The sequence below is a fragment of the Streptomyces sp. NPDC007917 genome, assembly GCF_042959105.1.
Classification (GTDB): domain Bacteria; phylum Actinomycetota; class Actinomycetes; order Streptomycetales; family Streptomycetaceae; genus Streptomyces.
Genome location: NZ_JBIBKK010000028.1, coordinates 96,443 through 118,090, shown reverse-complemented (window position 1 = coordinate 118,090; position 21,648 = coordinate 96,443). Strand labels below are relative to the sequence as shown.

The 21,648-nt window shown below is 72.2% G+C and carries 17 protein-coding genes and 1 pseudogene; 4 read left to right on the top strand and 14 right to left on the bottom strand.

All coding sequences use genetic code 11. The features are described 5' to 3' along the window. Window positions 1-3,720 precede the first annotated feature (3,720 nt). From cbiE to ACFZDL_RS37995, 7 genes are all read right to left on the bottom strand, one after another. The gene (cbiE, locus tag ACFZDL_RS38025; protein ID WP_353591558.1) at window positions 3,721-4,974 is read right to left on the bottom strand and encodes a precorrin-6y C5,15-methyltransferase (decarboxylating) subunit CbiE; all 1,254 of its coding nucleotides are present in this window, start codon (window positions 4,972-4,974) and stop codon (window positions 3,721-3,723) included. 441 nt (window positions 4,975-5,415) lie between these two features. Next, the gene (locus ACFZDL_RS38020) at window positions 5,416-6,066 is read right to left on the bottom strand and encodes a GNAT family N-acetyltransferase (protein ID WP_353591559.1); all 651 of its coding nucleotides are present in this window, start codon (window positions 6,064-6,066) and stop codon (window positions 5,416-5,418) included. A 161-nt stretch (window positions 6,067-6,227) separates the two neighbouring features. Next, window positions 6,228-7,046, bottom strand: a complete 819-nt coding sequence (locus ACFZDL_RS38015) for a MetQ/NlpA family ABC transporter substrate-binding protein (protein ID WP_353591560.1) — start codon at window positions 7,044-7,046, stop codon at window positions 6,228-6,230. A gap of 40 nt (window positions 7,047-7,086) precedes the next feature. After that, window positions 7,087-7,908 (bottom strand): MetQ/NlpA family ABC transporter substrate-binding protein, encoded by an 822-nt coding sequence (locus ACFZDL_RS38010; RefSeq protein ID WP_353591561.1) that lies wholly within the window; start codon window positions 7,906-7,908, stop codon window positions 7,087-7,089. A gap of 129 nt (window positions 7,909-8,037) precedes the next feature. Then, window positions 8,038-8,796, bottom strand: a complete 759-nt coding sequence (locus ACFZDL_RS38005) for a methionine ABC transporter permease (protein ID WP_353591562.1) — start codon at window positions 8,794-8,796, stop codon at window positions 8,038-8,040. Then, complete coding sequence (locus ACFZDL_RS38000; RefSeq protein WP_353591563.1) at window positions 8,793-9,914, bottom strand: ATP-binding cassette domain-containing protein; 1,122 nt, start codon at window positions 9,912-9,914, stop codon at window positions 8,793-8,795. Before ACFZDL_RS38000 ends, ACFZDL_RS38005 begins: the two co-directional genes overlap by 4 nt. 333 nt (window positions 9,915-10,247) lie before the next feature. Next, on the bottom strand, window positions 10,248-10,898 hold the full coding sequence (locus ACFZDL_RS37995; RefSeq protein WP_353591564.1) for an HAD-IA family hydrolase: 651 nt from the start codon (window positions 10,896-10,898) through the stop codon (window positions 10,248-10,250). 116 nt (window positions 10,899-11,014) lie between these two features. Here ACFZDL_RS37995 and ACFZDL_RS37990 point away from each other — a divergent pair, with 116 nt between their 5' ends. Both ACFZDL_RS37990 and ACFZDL_RS37985 read left to right on the top strand, forming a co-directional pair. Beyond that, entirely contained in the window at window positions 11,015-11,383 is a 369-nt protein-coding gene (locus tag ACFZDL_RS37990; RefSeq protein WP_353591565.1) for a hypothetical protein, read from the top strand. Continuing rightward, complete coding sequence (locus ACFZDL_RS37985; protein ID WP_353591566.1) at window positions 11,376-11,801, top strand: hypothetical protein; 426 nt, start codon at window positions 11,376-11,378, stop codon at window positions 11,799-11,801. Before ACFZDL_RS37990 ends, ACFZDL_RS37985 begins: the two co-directional genes overlap by 8 nt. Before the next feature lie 37 nt (window positions 11,802-11,838). Here ACFZDL_RS37985 and ACFZDL_RS37980 read toward each other — a convergent pair whose 3' ends face one another. The 3 genes from ACFZDL_RS37980 to ACFZDL_RS37970 form a co-directional block, all read right to left on the bottom strand. Beyond that, window positions 11,839-12,342, bottom strand: coding sequence for a GNAT family N-acetyltransferase (locus ACFZDL_RS37980; RefSeq protein WP_352139721.1), 504 nt, complete (start codon window positions 12,340-12,342; stop codon window positions 11,839-11,841). A 122-nt stretch (window positions 12,343-12,464) separates the two neighbouring features. Beyond that, on the bottom strand, window positions 12,465-12,986 hold the full coding sequence (locus tag ACFZDL_RS37975; RefSeq protein WP_353591567.1) for a sigma-70 family RNA polymerase sigma factor: 522 nt from the start codon (window positions 12,984-12,986) through the stop codon (window positions 12,465-12,467). Between the two features lie 170 nt (window positions 12,987-13,156). Further along, a complete protein-coding gene (locus tag ACFZDL_RS37970) occupies window positions 13,157-14,308 on the bottom strand; it encodes a glycerophosphodiester phosphodiesterase (protein ID WP_353591568.1) in 1,152 nt (383 codons plus the stop codon). A gap of 274 nt (window positions 14,309-14,582) precedes the next feature. On the opposite strand from ACFZDL_RS37970, the gene ACFZDL_RS37965 reads away from it, so the two are divergent. Next, entirely contained in the window at window positions 14,583-15,254 is a 672-nt protein-coding gene (locus ACFZDL_RS37965) for a lysophospholipid acyltransferase family protein (RefSeq protein ID WP_353591569.1), read from the top strand. Between the two features lie 17 nt (window positions 15,255-15,271). Here the strand turns inward: ACFZDL_RS37965 and ACFZDL_RS37960 are convergent, their stop codons facing one another. The 4 genes and pseudogenes from ACFZDL_RS37960 to ACFZDL_RS37945 all read right to left on the bottom strand — a co-directional run bounded on the left by ACFZDL_RS37960 (window position 15,272) and on the right by ACFZDL_RS37945 (window position 19,996). Continuing rightward, window positions 15,272-16,072, bottom strand: a complete 801-nt coding sequence (locus ACFZDL_RS37960) for a class I SAM-dependent methyltransferase (RefSeq protein WP_353591570.1) — start codon at window positions 16,070-16,072, stop codon at window positions 15,272-15,274. Window positions 16,073-16,206: 134 nt separating this feature from the next. Continuing rightward, window positions 16,207-17,181, bottom strand: coding sequence for an aldo/keto reductase (locus tag ACFZDL_RS37955; protein WP_353591571.1), 975 nt, complete (start codon window positions 17,179-17,181; stop codon window positions 16,207-16,209). Window positions 17,182-17,274: 93 nt separating this feature from the next. Further along, window positions 17,275-18,705 carry an argininosuccinate lyase gene (argH, locus tag ACFZDL_RS37950; protein ID WP_353591572.1) on the bottom strand — a complete coding sequence of 477 codons (1,431 nt, stop codon included), beginning with the start codon at window positions 18,703-18,705 and terminating at the stop codon, window positions 17,275-17,277. A 111-nt stretch (window positions 18,706-18,816) separates the two neighbouring features. Further along, a pseudogene (locus ACFZDL_RS37945) lies at window positions 18,817-19,996 on the bottom strand (argininosuccinate synthase). Window positions 19,997-20,287: 291 nt separating this feature from the next. On the opposite strand from ACFZDL_RS37945, the gene ACFZDL_RS37940 reads away from it, so the two are divergent. Next, window positions 20,288-21,616 (top strand): ferredoxin reductase family protein, encoded by a 1,329-nt coding sequence (locus ACFZDL_RS37940; RefSeq protein WP_353591673.1) that lies wholly within the window; start codon window positions 20,288-20,290, stop codon window positions 21,614-21,616. The last annotated feature ends 32 nt before the right edge of the window (window positions 21,617-21,648 follow it).

Sequence of the window (21,648 nt, the reverse complement as noted above, 5' to 3'; positions counted from 1 at the left end):
GGTCGCGCCATCCTCAGCCGACGCATCGGCGCCCGCACCGTCAGCGGCGTCTCCGTCGGGCGCAGCTGCAGACTCGGCTCCGGCGGCGTCATCGGAAGCGGCCCCCGCAGGCGCGGCCGCAGCCGCATCGCCCGGCGCTTCGGCCACAGCGGCAGACTCACCTCCGTCTGCGCCAGTTGGGTCATCCGTCGACGCCGGGGCAGCGCTGCCGTCCTGTGCGTCGGCCGCAGGCGAGGCAGCCGCGTCGCCGCCCGCCGCGTCCTCCTCGACCACAGCCGAAGAGTCCCCACCGGCTCCTTCGCCAGCCGCCGCAGCGACGGGCGCAGTGGCGGCAGTGTCACCACCCGACCCGTCCTGTCTGGGAGTAGCCGCAGCAGAGTCCCCATTGGGCGCGGCGGCAGACTCAGCTCCGGCCGCATCGGAAACGGCGCCCGCAGGCGCGGCCGCAGCCGCATCGCCCGGCGCTTCAGCCGGAGCAGTCGACTCGTCTCCGTCCGACCCAGTGGCGCCATCCGCCGACGCCGGGGCAGCGTCGCCGCCCGGCGCATCGGCCGCAGGCAACACAGTCGCGTCCCCAGCCGACACGGCAGCACCGGCGACAGCTGCCTCAGCAGTGGCAGCGTCGCCACCCGCCGCGGCTCCCTCGGCCGCAGCCGAAGAGCCCCCGTCGGGCGCGGCGGTCACGCCATCCCCAGCCGAGGCACCAGCAACCGCACCGTCAGCGGCGGCAGCATCCTCCCCAGGCGCAGCGACAGACTCAGCTCCGACCGCACCGGAAACGGCGCCCGAAGGCGACGCAGTCGCGTCCGCACCAGCTACGGCAGCGCCGGTAGGCGCGGCAGCGGACGCTGCGTCGGCAGAAGCGTTGCCATCAGCGGCAGACGGGTCGCCCGCGGGCGGAGGGGCGGCTTCCTCAGCCGACACGGCAGAAGACGCAGCCGTGTCGGCCGCCGACGCGGCGGTTGAGGCCTCCCCGCCGGGCGTAGCGGCAGCCGCTGCCACAGCGGCAGACGGGTCGGCGTTGGACGAAGGAGCGGTTTCCCCGGCCTGTACGGCAGAAGCCGCTGCCGCTTCAGCCGTCGGCACGGCGGTCGCACCACCCGGCGCATCGCCAACCGCACCCTCGGTCACGGCATCTCCGCCGGGCTCGGCCACAGACTCGGCGCCCGTGGCGTCGCCACCCGACGCGCCGCCAACCGCAGCCTCAACCACGGCATCTCCGCCGGGCTCAGCGACAGACTCGGTTCCGGCTGCGTCGTCGGCCGCTCCGGCAGCGGCTGACGCATCGACGGCTGCACCATCCGCGAGCGCCGCCGCGTCTCCGGCGGGCGCGGCGGCGGCCGCAGCCTCCGCTGAGGCCGTGGCGGCGGGCTCCGCGGCGGGAGCATCAGCCACAGGTGCTGCGCCCTCGGCCACAGTTGCCTCGGCCCCTGCTGCTTCCGCTGAGTCATCGGCCGACGCGGGGGTGGCCGCGCCCCCAGCCGTCGCGGTGGCGGCTTCGGGGGTCGTCCCCCGGCCTTGTGCACGCTGGCCCTGGCCCCGCGCGGCACGGCGTCGGGAGGCGCGGCCCTGCGGGGCCGGAGCCGCAGGGGTCTCGGGGTCGGCGGCGGGCTCGGCCGGAGCCTCGCTCGCCGTGGCCGCGCCTTGTGCGGCGGTCCGGCCCCGGGCCGCGCGGCGGCGTGCGGCGCGGCCCTGGGGGGCCGGCGCCGCGGGGGCGTCCGGCGCGGCCTCCGCCGTCTCCTGAGGCTGCTCGGGCCGGTCCTGCGCGGGATCGTCGGACGAGGGGGCCTCAGCGACTATGGCGTGGCCCGGGGGCACGGGTACGGGCTGTGGGGCGGGCTCGGCCGGGGGCGCGGTGCCGTCCGCCTGGGCCGGGATGGTGATGGCCGGGGTCGGCTGCGCGGACGGCTCGGCCTGCGGACGGCTCTGGGCGGGGATACCCGCCGCGGGGCCCGCGAGGCCCTCCGCGGCGGCGCCCGGTGCGGAGTCCGCGCCCGGAACGGGGTCCGCGCCCGGAGCGTGCCCCAGGTCCTGCCGCGGTGGGACGGAGTCCGGGTGGACCTGCGCGGGGATACCGACGGCCGGGTCGGCTCCTTGGAGTTCGGCCGCCTCGGGGATCTCCTCGGCGACGGCGGTCTGCTCCGCGGCGGGCTCGGCGGACTCCTGCGGCTCGTACGGGCCCTGCGCCTGGTGCTCTTCGGCAGCGTCGGCCACGTCCTCCGCCGCGGGCGCGGCCTGTGGAGGCTGGACGCCCCAGGGGCTGCCGGGCTGCGGGCCGGGGAGCGGTCCCGCGTCGTCCCCGGGTTCATCGATGTATTGGGGTCCGGCGGCAGGCGGCTCGGCCTGCCGGACGTGCGCGACATGAGCGGGAGCAGGGGCCGGGGCGGGAGCAGTGGCTCCAGCCGGGCCGCGGTCGGCGAGAGAACGCACGATGCCGTTGGTCGGGTCGGGCACCGGCGGGCCCATGTGCAGCGGGCGCCGCGGCGGGGTGGGGGTGGCCTGGGCGAGCGGCCTGGGCGACGGCGCGGCGGTCCGGGCGGGGGCGGGGCGGGCGGAAGCGGCCTGGGCCGGCGCGGGCTGGCCTTGCGCAGGCTGGCCTTGCGCGGCCTGTGCAGGCGCGGGTTCAGCGGATACGGGCTGGGGTTGAGTCTGGGGCTCGGGCGGCTGTACGTCCTCGTACCCGGCCGATCCGGCGTCCTGGTGCTCGGCCTGTCCCGCGTGCGCGTACTCGGCCTCCGGTCCCGCGTCCCCGTACGCGACAGGCCCGGAGTCGCCGTACGCCGCCTGTCCCGCGTTCTCGAACTCGACCTGTCCCGCGTTCTCGAACTCGACCTGCCCCGCGCTCCCGAACTCACCCGGCACCGCGTGCACCATGTCGACGTACTCGCCCGGCCCGGCGTCGACGTACTCGGCCGGCCCGGCGTCCACGTACTCGGCCGGCCCCGCGCCATAGCCCCCGCCCGGAACCTGGTCATAGGTTCCGCCGGGCATCTGGTCGTAGGGGCCGCCCTGTCCCTGGGCGTAGGGCTCCGCCTGCCCCTGGTCGTACGGGTCGGCCGGCGCCGGGGCGTAGCCCTGCGCCGGCCCCGCGTCGTAGCCTCCCGCCGGGCCCATCTCGTAGCCCCCGGTCTCGTATCCGCCGGGCAGGTGGGTCATGGGCTGCTGGTAGGGGGTCTGCGGGGCCTGGTAGTGCGGCTGGTGCTCGCTCCACGCGCCCTGCGCGCCGGGCATGAGGAGCAGGTCGTCCTCCTCGGCGCCGGCGTCGTGCGTGTCGAGGAAGGGGTACGCGGACTGCGGCTGCTCGATGAAGCCGGCGTCGGCGGGGGGGGTGTGGACATCCGTGGGATGCGGCTGTCCGAGTCGTCCGCCCGCGTTCTCCGGCAGTCCCTCGCCCGGGACCTGGCCGGTGTCGGTCATGCGTACCCCTCGCCCATCGCTAGTGCTCCTTCCAACCGCCTACCGCCTAGAGCAAGCCTCAGAGGCAAGAACGAGCGCACGCGGTGCGCGGCACGTAGCACGCCCGAGGCATTGCCTACCGCCGCCCGTCAAGAGGGGGACGCTTTCCGGCCATTGGCCGATAAAGCGCCGAACGCCGGGCAGCGGCACAGGCAGTACAACGATCTGCCAGCCTACCTCGGGCGCCGCTCGGCGACGCTCATCGGGGCGAGGGTCACAGGGGTACCTCCCGGTGGTGGCCGGGGACGGTACCGCAGGGCGAAATCACAGGTGCGGGCGGTGACCGGACACCAGGAAGGCCACTGCCCGCTCGCGTTCGGCCCACACCCTGGTGTCCAGTTCCACCGACTGCACGAGGGCGCACTCGACCGCGTAACCGCCCTCCTCCAGCACCCGGCAGACGGCCTCCGCCTCGTCCCGTGTCGCGGCATGTGTGACGATCCGCTCGGGGCGGCGGTCGGCACACGCGGCGACGACGGCGGGGCCGCCGGCGCCGACCCGCACCACGTCCGGCTCGGGCAGGTCCTCGAGGACCTGGGGCGCGGTGCCGTGGACGACCTGGAGCTGTACGCCGAAGCGGCGGGCGAGTGCCGCGGCGCGCTCGCAGGCGTCCGGATCGCGGTCCACGGCGATGACGGCGGCGCCGAATCCGGCCGTCTCGACCGCCGCCGCGCCGCTGCCCACGCCGATGTCCCAGACCAGGTCGCCGACGCGGGGGCCGAGGCGCGCCAGTTGGGTGGCGCGCAGCTGGGGGGACTCGCTGTCGCCGAGGACGGTCGCGTAGGCGGCGGCGGGCAGCGCCCAGCCGCGTACGGCGCCCGGGTAGCCCGGGTCGCGGCCGGCGAGCCACCCTCCGCCCTGCAGCGCGCCGCGCGCGGCGCCCGGGGCGGGCGCACTGCGCACCGCGGCCGCGCCGGAGCCGCCGATGACGATGACGACGTTGGGGTCGCGCCAGGTGTGGTCGGCGGCCTTGTCGGACGTCAGTACGGTGACCCGCTCGTGCCGGGTGCCCAGGGCCTCGCAGATGACGAAGGTGCGGTGCACCGGGCCGAGCAGCAGTGCGAGTTCGGCGGGGCCGGCGCCGGGCGAGGTGAGCACGGCGACCTTGGGGTGGGCCCGGCAGACGTTGACGGCGCGGCGCAGGTCTCGGCTGTGGGCGACGACCACCTGGGCGTCGTCCCAGGGCATCCCGGCCCGGGCGAAGGCGGCGGCGACGGAGGAGACCGCGGGGACGACCTCGACCTCCAGGCCGTGCTCGGGCGCGCGCAGGGCGCGTACGACGCCGAAGTAACCGGGGTCGCCGTCGGCCAGCACCACGGCGGAGCCCCGGTGCTGGGCGATGCGGCGCGCGGCGAGGTCCACGCTGCCGAGCCTGATCCGCTCGGCGCCCGGCGGGACTTCGGGCAGCGCCAGGTGGTGGGCGGCGCCGGCCACGAGGGTGGCCGCGCCGAGAGCGGAGCGGGCCACGTCCGTGAGCGGGGAGCCGTCCCAACCGATCACCGTGACGCGGTCGGCCATCGTCGTGTGTCTCCCAGGGTGTCGCGGGTGGGCGGCGGGTGGCCGCGGAGGTGGGTGGCGCCGGTGCGCTCGCCGCCGCGCGGGGCGCGCGGTGCCCGAGCGAGGTGCTTGGGCGCGGTGCTCGGGCCTGGAGAGATTATCCCGCCTGGTCCGGACCTCCGGACGCAGGGCGCGTGCGCCCGGGGGCGCGCGGCCCGGACAGCAGGCGCGGAGCGTGAGTTCGGGGCGCGCCAGGGGTAGGACGCGCCGCGGGGATGGGGTGAGGCACGCCACGAGCCAGAGGTGAGGCAGGCACCCACGGGCGAGGCGCGACGCACGCCAGGGCATCGCACGCCGTAGGGCGAGAACACGCCGTAGGGCGAGAACACGCCGCGGCCGGGGCGCGGACCGGGGCCGGGGCGCGGGCCGGGTGGGCCAGGGGTGCGTCTCGCGCTGGGGCGGTCAGTTCCAGTCGGAGTACGTCGGGTACGCGCTGAAACCGTCCGCCTCCGCCATCGGGCCGCCGTGCACCCCGTGGAGGTCTTCGGGCAACAGGCTCCAGACGATGACGTCGGTCCGCAGCTCGGTCCAGCCGCCGTCTTCCGTCTGGGTGCGCGCTATCCAGGCGTTGCGCAGGACGCCCTCGCTGATGCAGCCGATCTTCTGGGCGACCTGCTGGGAGGCGGCGTTGTCGGCGGCGGTGCGCAGCTCCAGCCGTTCGAACTTCTGGTCCTGGAAGAGCCAGCGGGCGACGGCCAGCGCGGACTCCGAGGCGTAGCCCTCGCCGCGCGCCCAGGGGGCGGTGACGTAGGCGATCTCGGTGGCCAGCACGCGCCAGTCGGTGTTGCTCAGGTGCACGATGCCCACGAGGCGCTGGGTGAGGAATTCGGCGACGGCGAAGACGATGCCGCGGCCAGAGGTGCGTTCGGCGGGCGCGGCGCGCAGCGCCCAGTCGCGCGCGTCGCGGGTGGTGTAGGGATGGGGCGCCGAGGTCCACGCGATGACGAGTTCGTCGTTCATCATCTCCGCGAGCGCGGGCACGTCCGCTTCCTCGAACGGGCGCAGCACCAGCCGTTCCGTGCTGATGGAGATGTCCGGGAAGGTGGATGTCATGCGCCGCTCCATAACCGGGGGTCCAGGGTCCAAGGGTCCAAGGGTTCGGGAAGAGCCCAGCATGCAGCATCGCCCGAGAGAAATGCAGCACGGGGTGGCCAAGCGGAAGGCTCCGTATCCGTTTGTGGCGTTCGGATACGGAGCCCTCGCTCGGGTGTCGGCTAACCGCCGGTGACCGGCAGCACCGACCCCTTGTACTTCTCTTGGATGAATTTCCGCACTTCGGGCGAGGTGAGGAGCTTGGTCAGTTTCTTCACCCGCGGATCGTCCTCATTGCCCTTCTTCACGGCGAGGACGTTGGCGTATTCGTTTCCCTTCACCGACTCCAGCAGCACCGAGTCCTTCGCCGGGTCGAGTCCGGCGTCGAGCGCGTAATTGCTGTTGATGACGGCCAGGTCGACATCGTCGAGAGAGCGCGGCAGTTGGGCCGGCTCCAGCTCCTTGAAGGTGAGCTTCTTCGGGTTGGCGGTGATATCGGCGGGGCTCGCGGTGACTCCCGCGCCCTTCTTCAGCTCGATGATCCCCTTGGCGGCGAGCAGTTTGAGGGCGCGTCCCTCGTTGGTGGTCTCGTTGGGCACCGCGACGGTCGCCCCGGTCTTGAGGTCGGAGACGTCCTTGAGGCGCTTGGAGTAGGCGCCCATGGGCGGCAGATAGATGTCCGCCACGGACACCAGGTCGGTGCCCTTCGTCTTGTTGAAATTCTCCAGGAACGGGACGTTCTGGTACAGGTTGGCGTCCAGCGAGCCTTCCTGGAGGGCGGTGTTCGGCAGGACGTAGTCGGTGAACTCCTTGACCTCGAGTTTGAGGCCCGCCTTGTCCGCCAGGTTCTTCTTGATGTAGTCCAGCACCTCGCCTGCCGGGACGGCGGTGGCCCCGACGACGAGCGTGTCGTCGTCCGAGCCGCTGCCGGAGCCCGCGCCGCACGCGGTCAGCCCGAGGGCGAGCGCGGCGGCGGCGAGAGGGAGCGCGATCTTGCGCATGTTGTGGCTTCCTTTGGGGTCACGCGGTCCGGGCCCGCGGTCAGAACGAGGCGATGACGGAGCCGTCGTACTTGTCCTTGATGAACTTCTTCACCTCGGGGGAGGTGAGGAGCTTCGCGAGCTTCTTGACGCGCGGGTCGTCCTCGTTGCCCTTCTTCACGGCGAGGAAATTGCCGTAGGGGTTGTTCTCGGGCGACTCCAGGACGAGGGCGTCCTTGGCGGGCTTGAGGTCGGCCTCGATGGCGTAGTTGCCGTTGATGACCGCGGCGTCCACATCGTCCAGGGCGCGCGGCAGCTGCGGGGCCTCCAGCTCCTTGAACTTCAGGTCCTTGGGGTTGTCGGCGATGTCCTTCGGGGTGGCCTCGTTGCCGACGCCGCTCTTGAGCTTGATGACGCCGTTGGCGTCCAGGAGCTTGAGGGCGCGGGCCTCGTTGACGGTGTCGTTGGGGATGGCCACGGTCGCGCCGCTCTTGAGGTCGTCGGCCTTCTTCACCTTGTGCGAGTACAGGCCGAGCGGCTCCAGGTGCACGGTGACGACGGGCACGATGTGGGTGCCCTTCTTCTTGTTGAAGTCGTCGAGGAACGGCTGGTTCTGGAAGTAGTTGGCGTCCACCGACCCGTCTTCGGTCGCCGTGTTCGGCGTGTTGTAGTCGGTGAACTCCTTGACCTCGAGCTTGAGGCCCGCCTTTTCGGCCAGGTGGTCCTTGACGTAGTTCAGGATCTCGGCGTGCGGAACGGGGCTCGCGGCGACGACGAGCGCGCCGTTCTTGTCGGAGCCGGAGTCCTTGCCGCAGGCGGCCAGACCCAGGGTGAGGGCACCGGCGGTGAGGGCGATGGCGAGGGTCTTTGTAGTGTTACGCACGAAAAGTGCCTTTCTTTTAGGGCGCGCGAGGCCGCTGCGGGTGCGGGGCGCTCTGCGCGGAGGGGAGGTGTGAGAGAAGTTGAGGGGGGCGGAGTTCGGCGGGAGGGGGACGCGGCTGGGGCCGGGGCCTCAGGGGGCCTCGGAGGCCTCGGCGACCTTGGCCACCGGGCCGGGCTCCTCGGCCCGCTTCCGCGCACGGGCCGGCCGCAGCCGCGAGGAGGCCGAGGAGCGGCCGCGGTGCGACAGGGCACGGGCGGCGAAGTCACCGGCGAACTGGATGATGGAGATCACCACCGCCAGGATCGCCACGGTGATCCACATCAGCTCGGTCTCGAAGCGCTGGTAGCCGTAGCGGATGGCGAGGTCGCCCAGACCGCCGGCGCCGACCGTGCCGGCCATCGCCGAGTAGCCGATGAGCGCGACGATCGTGGTGGTGGCGCTGGAGATCAGCGAGGGCAGCGCCTCGGGCAGCAGGACCTTGCGTACGACGGTCCAGGTGGAGCCGCCCATCGACTGCACCGCCTCGACGAGCCCGCCGTCCACCTCGCGCACCGAGGTCTCCACGAGCCGGGCGAAGAAGGGGATGGCGCCGATCGCCAGCGGCACGATCGCGGCCTCGGGGCCGATCGTGGTGCCCACGATCCAGCGGGTGAAGGAGATCAGCGCGACCATGAGGATGATGAACGGCATGGAACGGCCGATGTTCACGATCTGGCCGACGACCTTGTTCACCACGACGTTCTGCAGCACCCCGCCGCGGTCGGTGAGCACCAGCAGCACCCCGAGGGGCAGTCCGCCGACGACCGCGATCAGGGCCGACCAGCCGACCATGTAGAGCGTGTCCCAACAGGCCTGCTCCAGCAGGGGCTGCATCTCGGACCAGGTCACTTGGCACCTTCCTTGGTCAGCTTGACGTCATTCGCCCCGCGGAGCGCCGCCTCGGCGCCGCTCGCCACCTCGATCTGCAGTCCCTGCTCGCGCAGGAACCCGATCGGCACGACGTTCTCCTCGAACGGGCCGGGCAGCTCGATCCGCATCCGGCCGACCTGCCGGCCGCCGACGGTGTCCATCGCGGCGCCGAGGATCGAGATGTCGATGTTGTAGGTGCGCGCCAGCTGGGAGATGACCGGCTTGGTCGCGGCGTCACCGTGAAACGTGACGTCCACCACGGTCCGGGCGGTGCCCGGCAGCTCCCCGCCGACCGGGAAGAGCTCCCGCGCCAACTCGGAGCCCGGCGTGGCGAGCAGATCGGCGACCGTGCCGGACTCCACGATCCGTCCGCCGCGCATCAGCGCCGCCGAGTCGCAGATGGACTTGACGACGTCCATCTCGTGGGTGATCAGCAGGACGGTCAGTCCGAGCTGCTGGTTCAGATCGCGCAGCAGCTGGAGGATCGAGCGGGTGGTCTCCGGGTCGAGGGCGGAGGTCGCCTCGTCCGAGAGCAGCACCTTGGGGTCGCCGGCCAGCGCCCGGGCGATGCCGACGCGCTGCTTCTGGCCACCGGACAGCTGCGCGGGGTACGCCTTCGCCTTGTCGGCGAGGCCGACCAGGTCCAGCAGTTCCAGGGCCTTGCGGGTGCGCTGCTTGCCCGATACCCCGAGGATCTCCAGCGGCAGTTCGACGTTGTCCCGGACGGTGCGCGAGGAGAGCAGGTTGAAGTGCTGGAAGACCATCCCGATCCCGGTGCGGGCCTTGCGCAGCGCCGAACCGGCCCTCGTTCCGCGCCCGGCGAGCGCGGTGAGGTCCTGGCCGGCCACGGTGACCGTGCCGGAGGTGGGGCGCTCCAGGAGGTTCACGCAGCGGATGAGGGTGGACTTGCCGGCGCCGCTCTGTCCGACGACGCCGTACACCTCGCCCTCGCGGACATGGAGGTCGACGCCGTCGAGGGCGGTGACCTCGCGGCCTCGTGAGCGGTAGACCTTGGTCAGGCCTGTCGTGGTGATCACAGGGGTTTCCGTCACTGTCGAGTGCACGGCGGATGGTGCCGCCGGGCACGGTTCGTTCATTGCGGAACGCGGCGTGGAGCGCCCGAGGCGCACGCGAGCGCGGGCGCGGCTTCGGGGTCCGGTGACGCGGGGCGGCGCGGGTCCGCACGGATCGGTGCGGGCACGGCTCGGCTCAGCGGGTCTCGCTTCGGGGCGCGAGGCTCAGGCAGGGGCCCTCAGCGGTCACACATTCGACACATACAGCGAGCACCGGGCGTCTGGATCGCCTCGGTCGCGGTGGCGCGGCTGCTCGTCGTGGTCATGGGCGTAAGTAAAGCAGACACCTGTGCGGGCCGATCAAACTTGTCCGAATAGCGGACTTGTCGGATCACGTTGTGGACGGTACGGGGCGGCTCACTCCGCCGCCGTGATCTCCAGTCCGCCCTCAAGGGCCTGGACGGACACGGCCGACAGGTCCTTGACGACGACATCGGCGACCAGCTGTTCCCGGTCGGTGGTTGTGGTCAACGCCACGGTCCGCATCCCGGCCGCCCGGCCCGCCGCGAGCCCGGCCGGGGCGTCCTCGAAGACCACACAACGGGCCGGGCCGAAGCCGAGCTTGTCGGCGGCCAGCAGGAAGGGCTCGGGGTCCGGCTTGCCGCGCGTGATGTCATCCGCGCTGATCAGCAGCGCCGCGGAGATCCCGACCGCGGCGAGACGGGCCTCGGCCAGTTGGCGGTTGGCGGAGGTCACCACGGCCCACCGGTCCACGGGAAGCCGCCCCAGCAGCTCTACGGTGCCGGGCAGCGCCACCACCCCGCCACCCGCCACGTCCGCCAGCTCCAGCTCGTCGATGCGGGCGCGGGCCTCGGGTATGCGGTGCGCGGGGAGCAGATCGCCGATGATGTCGGAGGCGGGGCGGCCGTGCAGCTCGACCCGCGCGAAGTCCTCCGCCGGGATTCCGTACTCCAGCGCCCAGCGGCTCCAGCAACGGTGAACCGACTCCAGGGACGAGATGAGGGTTCCGTCGTTGTCGAACAGCAGGGCGTCAGCGGAGAGCTTCATATCGCTTCAGCGTACGGGGGCCTCGGGGCCGGGCACAGGGCGCCCTCCCCGGCCGATTACCCTCGTCCCATGCTTGCCACCCCCTGTGTGCGCCGCCGCACCGCGCGGAGGTCCCGTTGATCGACGCGCTGACGGTCGCGCTCGGTGTGACCGCCCTCGCACTCGCCGCGTGGTGCGGATTCGCCGCCTACCGCGACCAGCCCACCAAGGACTGGCACTTCATCGGCATGGCCGTGGTGACCCTGCTGGGCCTGGCCCAGTTGGTCATAGGGATCGTGCAGCTGGCGCGCGGGCAGCGGCCCGACGAGAGTGTGGCGATCTTCGTGGCGTATCTGGTCGGCTCGGGGCTCGCCGTGCCGGTCGCGGCGTTCATGTCGCTGGCGGAGCGGACCCGGTGGGGGTCGGCGACGGTGGCCGCGGCCGCCGTGGTGCTGGCCGTGCTCGAGGTGCGGCTGTACGACATCTGGGGAGGCACCGGTGCCTGAGTCAGCGCCCGAGACGACCGCGGCCCGGCGGGCCGGGCTCGGCCAGGGGCCGGGCCGGCTGCTGGTGCTGCTCTACGGGGTGTTCACCGTCGCGGCCGCGTCCCGCTCGATCTACCAGCTGGCCGCGCAGTACCACGAGGCCCCGCTGGCCTACATCCTCTCCGCGGTCTCCGCGGTTGTGTACGCGTTCATCACCGTCTCGCTCGTACGCGGCGGGGAGGGGGCGCGCAAGGCGGCGTTCGTCTGCTGCGCGGCCGAGCTGCTTGGCGTGCTGACCATCGGCACCTGGACGCTCGCGGACCGCTCCGCCTTCCCCGACGAGACGGTGTGGTCGGACTACGGCATGGGCTATCTGTTCATCCCGATCTTCCTGCCGGTCACCGGGCTGATCTGGCTGCGCAAGGCCCGCCAGGACTGAAGTCCCGGCGGGCCCAGGGGTCTCGAGGCGAGCGGCGTCAGGCGCTGGCCGCGTACGCCGAGGGCGTGGCCTCCTTCTCCAGGGTGACCAGGCTCAGCCGGCGGTTGACCTCCTCGGTGCCCACCTGGGCATAGCCGTACCGCCGGTACAGCCGCAGATTGCCCTCGCTGCGGTGGCCGGTGAACAGCCGGTACCGCTTGGCGTCCCGCTCCTCGGCCAGCCGCTCCTCGATCGCCGCGAGGAGCCTCCCGCCCAGGCCGTGCCGCTGCATCCGCGGGTGCACGATGAGCTTGCCGATGGCGGCGGTGCCCTTGTCGTCGACCATGCCGCGGACCGACCCGACGACCTCCGCGCCGAGCCGGGCCACGAGCACACAGCCCTCGCCCAGTTCGGCACGGAGGTCGTCGAGGGACTGGGTCAGCGGCTCGATCGAGTAGTCCCCGTAGAGCTCGGCTTCCCGCTGGTAGCACAAGTACTGCAACTTGAGGATCTGCTCGGCGTCGTCCGCGGTCGCCGCAGAGATGGTCACGCTCATGCCCATGTGCGCATGCCTCCCCTTGTATCGGTCCACCGGCCGCGGGTGAGGGTGAGGGATGCGACCGGGGTGTTGGCCTGACTGGAGCCGTCGTGAGGATGCACGTCCGCCTCCGAGGCGCCGATTGTCTAACGCTCCTTTCCCCAGAGTTCAGGAGCCGCAATCTCCGCCGTGAGCATTCTGCGCAGGCAACCGAGACATCGGGAACGTACCGGGCCCAGGCTGCCCTGTGACATTCCCAACTCCCCCGCGATCTCGCGGTACGTCAGGTCGGAGCGGGACAGCAGCGCACTCAGTAAAAGGGGGCAACGGCCGGGCAACCGGCGCACTGCCGCGCGCAGCGCGCGGCCCGTCTCCGCCCGGAGCACGGCGTGCTCGGCGGGCCGGGGGTCGGGGCCGCTGGGCGGGCCGTCGCCCACCGGGTCGTACGGCACCTCCCGCCGGGCCCGGCGCCTGGCCCCGCGCACCTCGGCCCGGACCGCGCCGCGCAGCCAGGCCGCGGGCTCGGACGGCGGCCCGTCCGCGCGGGTGCGCTCCAGCAGCCGCAGCCACACCGCCTGTTCCAGCTCGGCCGGTTCGATGCCCGCGCCGTAGGCCTCGGCCGCCGCCTCGGCGGCGAGCAGCGGACGGAGTTTCTCCAGAAGGTCCATACCTGGCCGGACGTGGGCCGGACGGGACCGGTTGCCGGTGCGCCGGTCTCTCACTCGACAGGGCGGCCGCGCGGACGAGGATTGACGGCGTCACGCCGGTGTCCGGAAACGCCCCGGCGCGCGGCGGTCCCCCGTACGAGCAGGGCACCGCCGCGCGCCGGGGCGGGTGTTCAGCGGCTCTTGCGGAAGTCCTCCGCGGCCAGCAGCGCGGTGTCCGGGTTGTCGGAGAAGATTCCGTCGATGCCCGTCTCGAAGTACTTCTTGAAGGCGCCGAAGGCGTCACCGTAAGCGTTGGCGTCGGTCCCGCGCCGGAAGTCGGCGGGCAGGAAGGAGTTCTCGTTGCGCATGGTGTAGGGGTGCAGCACCAGACCGGCCGCGTGCGCATCCTTCACCAGCGTGGTGGGCGTGGTGAGCTTGCCGCTGGAGTCACGCGGGATGATCAGCGACAGGTCGGGGCCGATGCCCTCGGCGTAACCGGAGATCCACTTCAGCCCCTCGGGCTTGACCAGGTCCGCGACCGTGCGCGGGTCACCGGCCTCGACGAAGTCCCAGGGGCGGCTGTTCGCGGTGGACAGCAGCACGACCGCCGGGGTGGTGACCAGCTTGCGCAGCCGCTGGATGCTGCTCGGCTCGAACGACTGCAGGAAGGTCGGCGAGTCCTTGCGGTGCCGCCCGTAGGTGCGCAGCAGCTTGGCCAGCCGCTCCTCCAGGTCGAGCCCCAGCTTGCGGAAGTAGGTGGGGTGCTTGGTCTCGACATACAGCCAGATCCGGCGGCCCCGCTCGCGGCCCTCCCGCTCGGCCCACTGCAGCACCTCCTCGAAGGTGGGCACCTCCCAGCGGCCGTCGTAGAGCGTGTTGCGCTGGCGGGTGCCGGGGATGCGCTCCTTGGCGCGCAGGGTCTTCAGCTCGGCGAGCGTGAAGTCCTCGGTGAACCAGCCGGTCAGCGCGGTGCCGTCGACGGTCTTGGTGGTCTTGCGGTCGGCGAACTCCGGGTGCGCGGAGACGTCCGTGGTCGCCGTGATGTCGTTCTCGTGGCGGCAGACGAGGTGGCCGTCCTTGGTGGGGACCAGGTCCTGCTCGATGATGTCGGCGCCCATGTCGAGGGCGAGCTGGTACGAGCCCAAGGTGTGCTCGGGCCGGTAACCGCTGGCCCCGCGGTGCCCGATGACGGTGGGCACCGGCAGGCCGCGGCCCTTCCCGGACGCCGCCCCGGACGCCTCAGCCGCCGTGGCCGTGCCCGCCCCGCCCAGCGCCATCGCCCCCGCGCCGAGGGCCGCCGCCCCCAGGATGGCGCGCCGTCCAGGCTTCTGCTCCCGCTCCATGACACTCCTCGCTGTGGAGTCCGCTACCTGCCAAAACCCGATCAAAAGACGGCCTGATCGTAGGGTGGAGCGGCTTTCCCGGGGGAGACGTTGGGCAGAACGCGTGGGAAACGTAGGTCAACAGTGCGTATCAGGTGGGTGAACCCGGTGTGCGTGGGGGCGTGACCGGCGAGTATCGTCTCATCGGCGCAAGTGTGCGGTATCGGGTTGACTCACCCTGGGTCGACCTCCCGTACGCCGGCGCCCCAGACCATGACCCCGACCGGAGGGCCCGTTGTCCCGATTCGCGTTCCTGAAGGCAGTGCTCGGTCCGCTGATGCGCCTGATGTTCCGCCCGCAGGTCGAGGGGGCGGACCGGATCCCGGGCTCCGGCCCGGTCATCCTGGCGGGGAACCATCTCACCTTCATCGACTCGATGATCCTGCCGCTGGTCTGTGACCGTCAGGTCGTCTTCATCGGCAAGGACGAGTACGTCACGGGCAAGGGCCTCAAGGGCCGGCTGATGGCCTGGTTCTTCACGGGCGTCGGCATGATCCCGGTGGACCGGGACGGCGGGCACGGCGGCGTGGCCGCGCTGATGACCGGCCGCCGGGTGCTGGAGGAGGGCAGGATCTTCGGCATCTACCCCGAGGGCACCCGCTCCCCCGACGGCCGCCTCTACCGCGGCCGCACCGGTATCGCCCGGCTCACCCTGATGACGGGTGCTCCCGTGGTGCCGTTCGCGATGATCGGCACGGACCGGCTCCAGCCGGGCGGCAAGGGGCTGCCGCGGCCGGGCCGGGTGACGGTCCGCTTCGGAGAGCCGCTGGAGTTCACCCGCTACGAGGGCATGGACCGCGACCGCTTTGTGCTGCGGGCGGTGACGGACGAGGTCATGAGCGAGGTCATGCGGCTGTCCGGCCAGGAGTACGTGGACATGTACGCCACCAAGGCGAAGGCCGCCTGACCGGGTCGTTCCCCTCTTCATTCCGGCCTGACGCGGATCTTCGACTGCCGGTGGGGCAGTGCCTCCCAGTCGTCCATGAGCCGCGCGGTGAGCCCATGGTCCGCGGCGAGCCGCACCAGCGTGGCCGTTCGGTAGTAGAAGTCCTCGCGCAGCACGTGGTGCTCGGGCCCCTCGGTGCGGTTGAACGTGAAGTCGAAGTATCCGCCCGGGGCGAGCATTCGCCCGACATGAGCCAGGCATTCGTCGATGACCTCCCGGGGCGAGTGGGAGAAGACGCTGTGCGCGTGCACCACGGTGAAGTGCGCCTCGGGCAGCGCCGCCAGGCGCAGATCGCGCACCAGGCTCAGCGAGGGCAGCTTGGCCTGCAGGCCACGGCCCGTCACGACCTCCTGGGCCGCGAGGAGGATGTCCGGCGATATGTCGATGCCGTGGTAGTGGCCGGCGTCGAGGTAGTCGATGAAGCGCCACCCGGCGCGCAGATTGCCGCACCCGATGTCCAGCAGCCGGTCCTCGGGCCGAAGACCGTGCCGCAGGAGATAGTCGTACTGCATCTCGCCCAGGGCGAGCCACCGCTCGTGCGAGGCGCTGCCCACGGCCGCCTCGGGGTTGCGGGCGGTGTCGTCCCGCATCACCGCCCGGTAGTAGGCGATGTGATCGCGGGTGGAGGCGCGCAGCCGCAGATCCCGGGCGAGCCGCCGCACATAGCGTGGCACCCGTTCGGGGTGGCGTACGGCGTACCGGACCTTGTGCAGGGCGCTCGCGCGATTCTTGGTGCCGGGCTCCGCGGTGCGCGTGGCCGAGGCGGTGCGTATGGGCATTCGGGACCTCGCCTGACGGCAGGGGTTATGTCATGGTCAGCCCCATCGTCTCCGTCCCCGTGCGCCCTCGCCAGCCGCGTGTGGCGTCCGGGCGCCGCCCGCGAAACCCGGTGGGCCGCCCCGGTGTTCGCCTCTCAGGACCAGGGCAGCCGCGCGCGGTGGTGCCAGTACTGCTCCGGGGGCTCGGCCAGGGCGCCCAGAGCCTCCCGCTGCGCGTCGTCCAGCCTCAGCCGCGCCGCCGCCAGGTTGGAGTCCAGCTGGGCGGTCGTCGCCGCGCCCGACAGGACGACGCTCACCCACGGCTGGTGCAGCACCGCCGCGAGGGCGACGGCGTCGGGGCCCGCGCCCGTCTCCTGGGCGACGTGGCGCAGCGCCTCCGGGAGCTGGTCGGGCGCCGCGAGGCGGCCGTTGGCGACGGCCTCCTTGACGATCACCGCGCGGCCCGCCTCATGCGCCTCGGACAGGGCCGTGCCCGCCGAGGGGTCGAGCAGGTTGTACGTGGACTGGACCGTACGGAACAGCGGCTCGCCGTCCACCGTGACCTCCAGCGCGGCGCGGATCGCGTCCGCCTGGGCGGGTCCGCTGGTCGACAGCCCGACCGTGACCCCGTCGGCCGCGAGCCGGGCCAGCCGACCGTGCAGCTCGGGGTCGGTGAGGGCGGGGCTGCCGAGGGTGACGGAGTGCACCTGGTAGAGGTCGAGCCGGTCGCCGAGCAGGGCGCGGCTCTCGGCGCTCTGGCGCTCGTACGTCGCGACGCCGTGGTCCTTGACCTCGTGCGTCGGTGCGTCCGTGCGCCAGTCGGCGACGTAGGTGTAGCCCCATTTGCTGCCGACGACCACGTCCCGCGCCTCGGGGCGGAGGTCCAGCCAGCCGGCCAGGAACTCCTCGGCCCGCCCGTACGAGCGCGCGGCGTCGAGATAGCGCACGCCGCGCGCGTACGCGGCGTCCAGCACCTCATAGGTGCGCTCGCGCATGGCCTCGACGGTGCGCTCGGCCGGGAGGTCCCGCTCCCGGCCGAGGTTGATGTAGCCGGGACGGCCCACGGCGGCCAGGCCGAGGCCGATCCGGGCCGTGGGGGTGGTGACTTCCGCGAGGCGCGCGAACGGCATGTCTGTCTGCTCCTTGGGTCGGATGGCCGTGTGTCGGACGGCCATCCGATCAGTGTGCCGTGCGGCGCCGCCGGGCCCGTGCCGAGCGGCCCGTCAGCGCTTGGCGTCCGCCCACTCCCGCTGCGCCGCCAGGTCCGCCTTCACCTCGGCGAGCTGCACGGCCACCGCGGAGGGGGCCGTACCGCCGCGGCCGCTGCGCGAGGCGAGGGCGCCCGGCACATTGAGGACGGTGCGGACCTCCGGCGTCAGATGCGGCGAGATCTTCGCGAACTGCTCGTCGGTGAGCTGGTCCAGTTCGATGCCGGTCCGCTCGCACTCCTTGACGCACTCCCCCGCCGTCTCGTGCGCCACACGGAACGGCACGCCCTGCTTGACCAGCCATTCGGCGATGTCGGTGGCGAGCGAGAACCCGGCCGGGGCCAGCTCCTCCATGCGCTCGCGGTTGACGGTGAGGGTCGCCATCATGCCGGTGAAGGCGGGGAGCAGGACCTCCAGCTGGTCACAGGAGTCGAAGACCGGCTCCTTGTCCTCCTGGAGATCGCGGTTGTACGCGAGCGGCAGGGCCTTGAGGGTCGCGAGCAGACCGGTCAGGTTGCCGATCAGCCGGCCGGACTTGCCGCGGGCGAGCTCGGCGATGTCCGGGTTCTTCTTCTGCGGCATGATCGACGAGCCGGTGGAGAAGGCGTCGTGGAGGGTGACGAAGGAGAACTCCTTCGTGTTCCAGATGATGATCTCCTCCGCGATCCGCGACAGGTCGATGCCGATCATCGCGGTGATGAAGGCGAACTCGGCGACGAAGTCACGGGATGCCGTGCCGTCGATGGAGTTGCCCGAAGAGCCGCCCTCGAAGCCCAGGTCGGCGGCGACCGCCTGCGGGTCCAGGCCCAGCGAGGAGCCGGCCAGCGCGCCCGCCCCGTACGGCGAGACGGCCGTGCGCGCGTCCCACTGCCGCAGCCGCTCCGCGTCCCGGGACAGCGCCTGGGCGTGGGCCAGGACGTGGTGGGCGAAGAGCACCGGCTGGGCGTGCTGGAGGTGGGTGCGGCCGGGCATGGCGACGTCCGGGTGGGCCTCGGCGAGGCCGACCAGCGCGCCCTGCAGCTCGGCGATCAGGCCGCCGATGATCCGGGCGTGGTCGCGCAGATACATCCGGAAGAGCGTGGCGACCTGGTCGTTGCGGGAGCGCCCGGCCCGCAGCTTGCCGCCGAGCTCGGGGCCGAGCCGTTCCAGCAGGCCGCGCTCCAGCGCGGTGTGCACGTCCTCGTCGGCGATGGTGCCGCTGAACTCGCCGGAGGCGACGTCGGCCTCCAGCCGGTCGAGCCCCGCCAGCATCCGCTCCAGCTCGTCGTCGGTGAGCAGCCCCGCCCCGCGCAGGACGCGGGCGTGGGCGCGGGAGCCGGCGATGTCGTACGGCGCCAGGCGCCAGTCGAAGTGCACGGAAGCGCTCAGCTTCTCCAGTGCCTCGGACGGCCCGTCGGCAAAGCGCCCGCCCCACAGGCGTACATCACCGTTGTTGCCGTTGCTCACGCGTTGCTCCTTGAAGGGTGTGGATGTGCGGCCGCCTCCCCACCGGGGGCGAGGAGGCGGCGATGACATGCAGGCTACTGGCTGCCCGCGGTCGGCTCTGCTCAGCTCTGCTCAGCCCTGCTCGAGATCCCGCCCGGCCGCGATCTTGCTGGACAGGCCGAAGATCTCGATGAAGCCCTTCGACAGCGACTGGTCGAAGGTGTCGCCGGTGTCGTAGGTCGCCAGGTTGAAGTCGTACAGCGACTGCTCGGACCTGCGGCCGGTGACCACCGCGCGGCCGCCGTGCAGGGTCATCCGGATGTCGCCGCAGACATGCTCGTTGGCCTCGGCGATGAAGCCGTCCAGGGCCCGCTTGAGCGGGGAGAACCACAGCCCGTCGTAGACGAGCTCGCCCCACCGCTGCTCGACCTGGCGCTTGTAGCGGGCCAGCTCGCGCTCGACGGTGACGTTCTCCAGCTCCTGGTGGGCGGTGATCAGCGCGATGGCGCCGGGGGCCTCGTAGACCTCCCGCGACTTGATCCCGACCAGCCGGTCCTCGACCATGTCGATCCGCCCGACGCCCTGGGCCCCGGCCCGCTCGTTGAGCTGCTGGATGGCCTGCAGGACGGTGACCGGCTGCCCGTCGATCGCGACCGGGACGCCCTTGTCGAAGGTGATGATCACCTCGTCGGCCTCGCGCGGGGTGGCCGGGTTCGAGGTGTACTCGTACACGTCCTCGATCGGCGCGTTCCAGATGTCCTCCAGGAAGCCGGTCTCCACGGCCCGCCCGAACACGTTCTGGTCGATGGAGTACGGGGACTTCTTGGTGGTCGCGATCGGCAGCTTCTTCGCCTCGCAGAGTCACCGCGTAGTCCCGGACGGGGGCGATGCACTTCAGGCCCGGGGCCAGCGAGGAGATCCCGGCCTCGAAGCGGACCTGGTCGTTGCCCTTGCCGGTGCAGCCGTGGGCGACGGTCGTCGCGCCGTGCTTCTTCGCGGCGGCGACCAAATGCTTGACGATCGTGGGCCGGGAGAGCGCCGAGACCAGCGGATAGCGGTCCATGTACAGCGCGTTGGCCTTGATCGCCGGGAGGCAGTACTCCTCGGCGAACTCGTCCTTGGCGTCCGCGACCTCCGCCTCGACCGCCCCGCAGGCGAGTGCGCGCTTGCGGATGACGTCCAGGTCCTCGCCGCCCTGGCCGACGTCGACGGCGACGGCGATGACCTCGGCGCCCGTCTCCTCGGCGATCCAGCCGATGGCGACGGAGGTGTCAAGGCCGCCCGAATAGGCGAGTACGACGCGCTCGGTCACGGGATGCTCCTTAGGATTCATGCACTAGCTAGCATAAGTATGCACTCCCCCGTATGTTTCGTCAAAGACCTCCGAGGGCGCCGCACGGCGACGCGGCGCGGACGCGACGATTCGCCCGATACCTCATGGTTCACCGCCCGGATTCCACGAATCCTCGGCGCCCGTTGAGACGCCGGCGCCCCTGAGCCGTATCCCTCGTCACCGGAGCCGTCCGGTACCGCGCGGACGCGTGCGAAAGGGGACAGGCCGTTGACGACGGTGACGAACAGCCGGACCGACCGGCGGGAGGTGATGCGGCGCATCCGTCCCCGCCGCTCTCCCGCGGTGCCGTTGCTCCTGCTGAGCTGGGCGGGGGCGGCGGCGGTGGTGATGCTGTGGTGGCAGAACACCCCGAACGTGGTCGGCAACGCCGAGTGGCTGGTCGGCGGGGGACGGCTGACCGGGCTGCTCAGCGGGTACTCCATCGCGCTGGTCGTGCTGCTGATGGCGCGGGTTCCGGCGCTGGAGCGGCGCGTGGGGTCGGACCGGGTCGCGCGGTGGCACGCCATGAGCGGCCGGTACACGCTGTGCCTGATCCTCGCCCATATCGTGCTGATCATCTGGGGATACGCGGCCCAGGCACAGACCAGCGTCGTCGACCAGACCGTGACGGTGGTGACCGAGTACCCGGACATGATCAAGGCGGTGATCGGCACCGGGCTGCTGCTGCTGATCGGCCTGATCTCCGCGGGGGCGGTGCGCCGCCGGATGCCGTACGAGGCCTGGTACTACCTGCATCTGCTGACGTACGCGGGCGTGTTCCTGGCCTTCTGGCACCAGCTGACCGCCGGCGCCGAGTTCGCCGCCGACGAGATGGCCCGCACCGGCTGGTACGTGCTGTACGGCAGTGTCACCGTCGCCATGGTGTGGTACCGGCTGCTGGTCCCGGTGGGGCTCAACCTGCGGCACCGGATGCGGGTGCTGGCCGTCGTCCCCGAGGCGCCCGGCATGGTCTCGGTGGTGATCGGCGGGCGGAATCTCGACCGGCTGGGCGCGGAGCCGGGGCAGTTCTTCCGCTGGCGGTTCCTGGCGCCGGGGCTGCGGTGGGGCTCCCACCCCTACTCGCTGTCCGCGCCCCCGCAGGAGGAGCGTCTGCGGATCACGGTGAAGGCGGTGGGCGGGCACAGCACGGCGCTCGCCACGCTGGAGCCGGGGACGCGGGTGTGGGCCGAGGGGCCGTACGGGGCGATGACCACCGGGCGGCGCAGCCGCAGCAAGGTGCTGATGATCGCGGGTGGGGCCGGGATCACCCCGCTGCGGGCGCTGTTCGAGACGCTGCCCGGCCGCGGCAGCGACATCACGCTGCTCTACCGGGCCCGCAGCATGGAGGACCTGGCGCTGTGGGACGAGCTCCAGCGCATCGCCGAGGAGCGCGGGGCCCGGCTGCTGTACGCCGTGAACGGGCCGGACGGCGCGCGCCCCGAGATCACCTCCGAGCGGCTGCGCTCGGTGCTGCCCGACATCGACCGGCACGACGTCTTTCTGTGCGGGCCGCCCGGCCTGGCCGAGCACGCCTATGCGGCGCTGCGCGAGGCCGGGGTGCCCGACCGCCGTATCCACCACGAGTCCTTCGAAATGTAGTCCTGCGAAACGCAAGGGAGGCGGAGTCAGTC

Coding starts and splice junctions, on each gene's coding strand:
- cbiE (WP_353591558.1), bottom strand. CDS start 4,974: ATGGCCGACCGCGTCACGGTGATCGGTTGGGACGGCTCCCCGCTCACG.
- ACFZDL_RS38020 (WP_353591559.1), bottom strand. CDS start 6,066: ATGACATCCACCTTCCCGGACATCTCCATCAGCACGGAACGGCTGGTG.
- ACFZDL_RS38015 (WP_353591560.1), bottom strand. CDS start 7,046: ATGCGCAAGATCGCGCTCCCTCTCGCCGCCGCCGCGCTCGCCCTCGGG.
- ACFZDL_RS38000 (WP_353591563.1), bottom strand. CDS start 9,914: ATGAACGAACCGTGCCCGGCGGCACCATCCGCCGTGCACTCGACAGTG.
- ACFZDL_RS37995 (WP_353591564.1), bottom strand. CDS start 10,898: ATGAAGCTCTCCGCTGACGCCCTGCTGTTCGACAACGACGGAACCCTC.
- ACFZDL_RS37980 (WP_352139721.1), bottom strand. CDS start 12,342: ATGGGCATGAGCGTGACCATCTCTGCGGCGACCGCGGACGACGCCGAG.
- ACFZDL_RS37975 (WP_353591567.1), bottom strand. CDS start 12,986: ATGGACCTTCTGGAGAAACTCCGTCCGCTGCTCGCCGCCGAGGCGGCG.
- ACFZDL_RS37970 (WP_353591568.1), bottom strand. CDS start 14,308: ATGGAGCGGGAGCAGAAGCCTGGACGGCGCGCCATCCTGGGGGCGGCG.
- ACFZDL_RS37960 (WP_353591570.1), bottom strand. CDS start 16,072: ATGCCCATACGCACCGCCTCGGCCACGCGCACCGCGGAGCCCGGCACC.
- ACFZDL_RS37955 (WP_353591571.1), bottom strand. CDS start 17,181: ATGCCGTTCGCGCGCCTCGCGGAAGTCACCACCCCCACGGCCCGGATC.
- ACFZDL_RS37940 (WP_353591673.1), top strand. CDS start 20,288: ATGCGGCGCATCCGTCCCCGCCGCTCTCCCGCGGTGCCGTTGCTCCTG.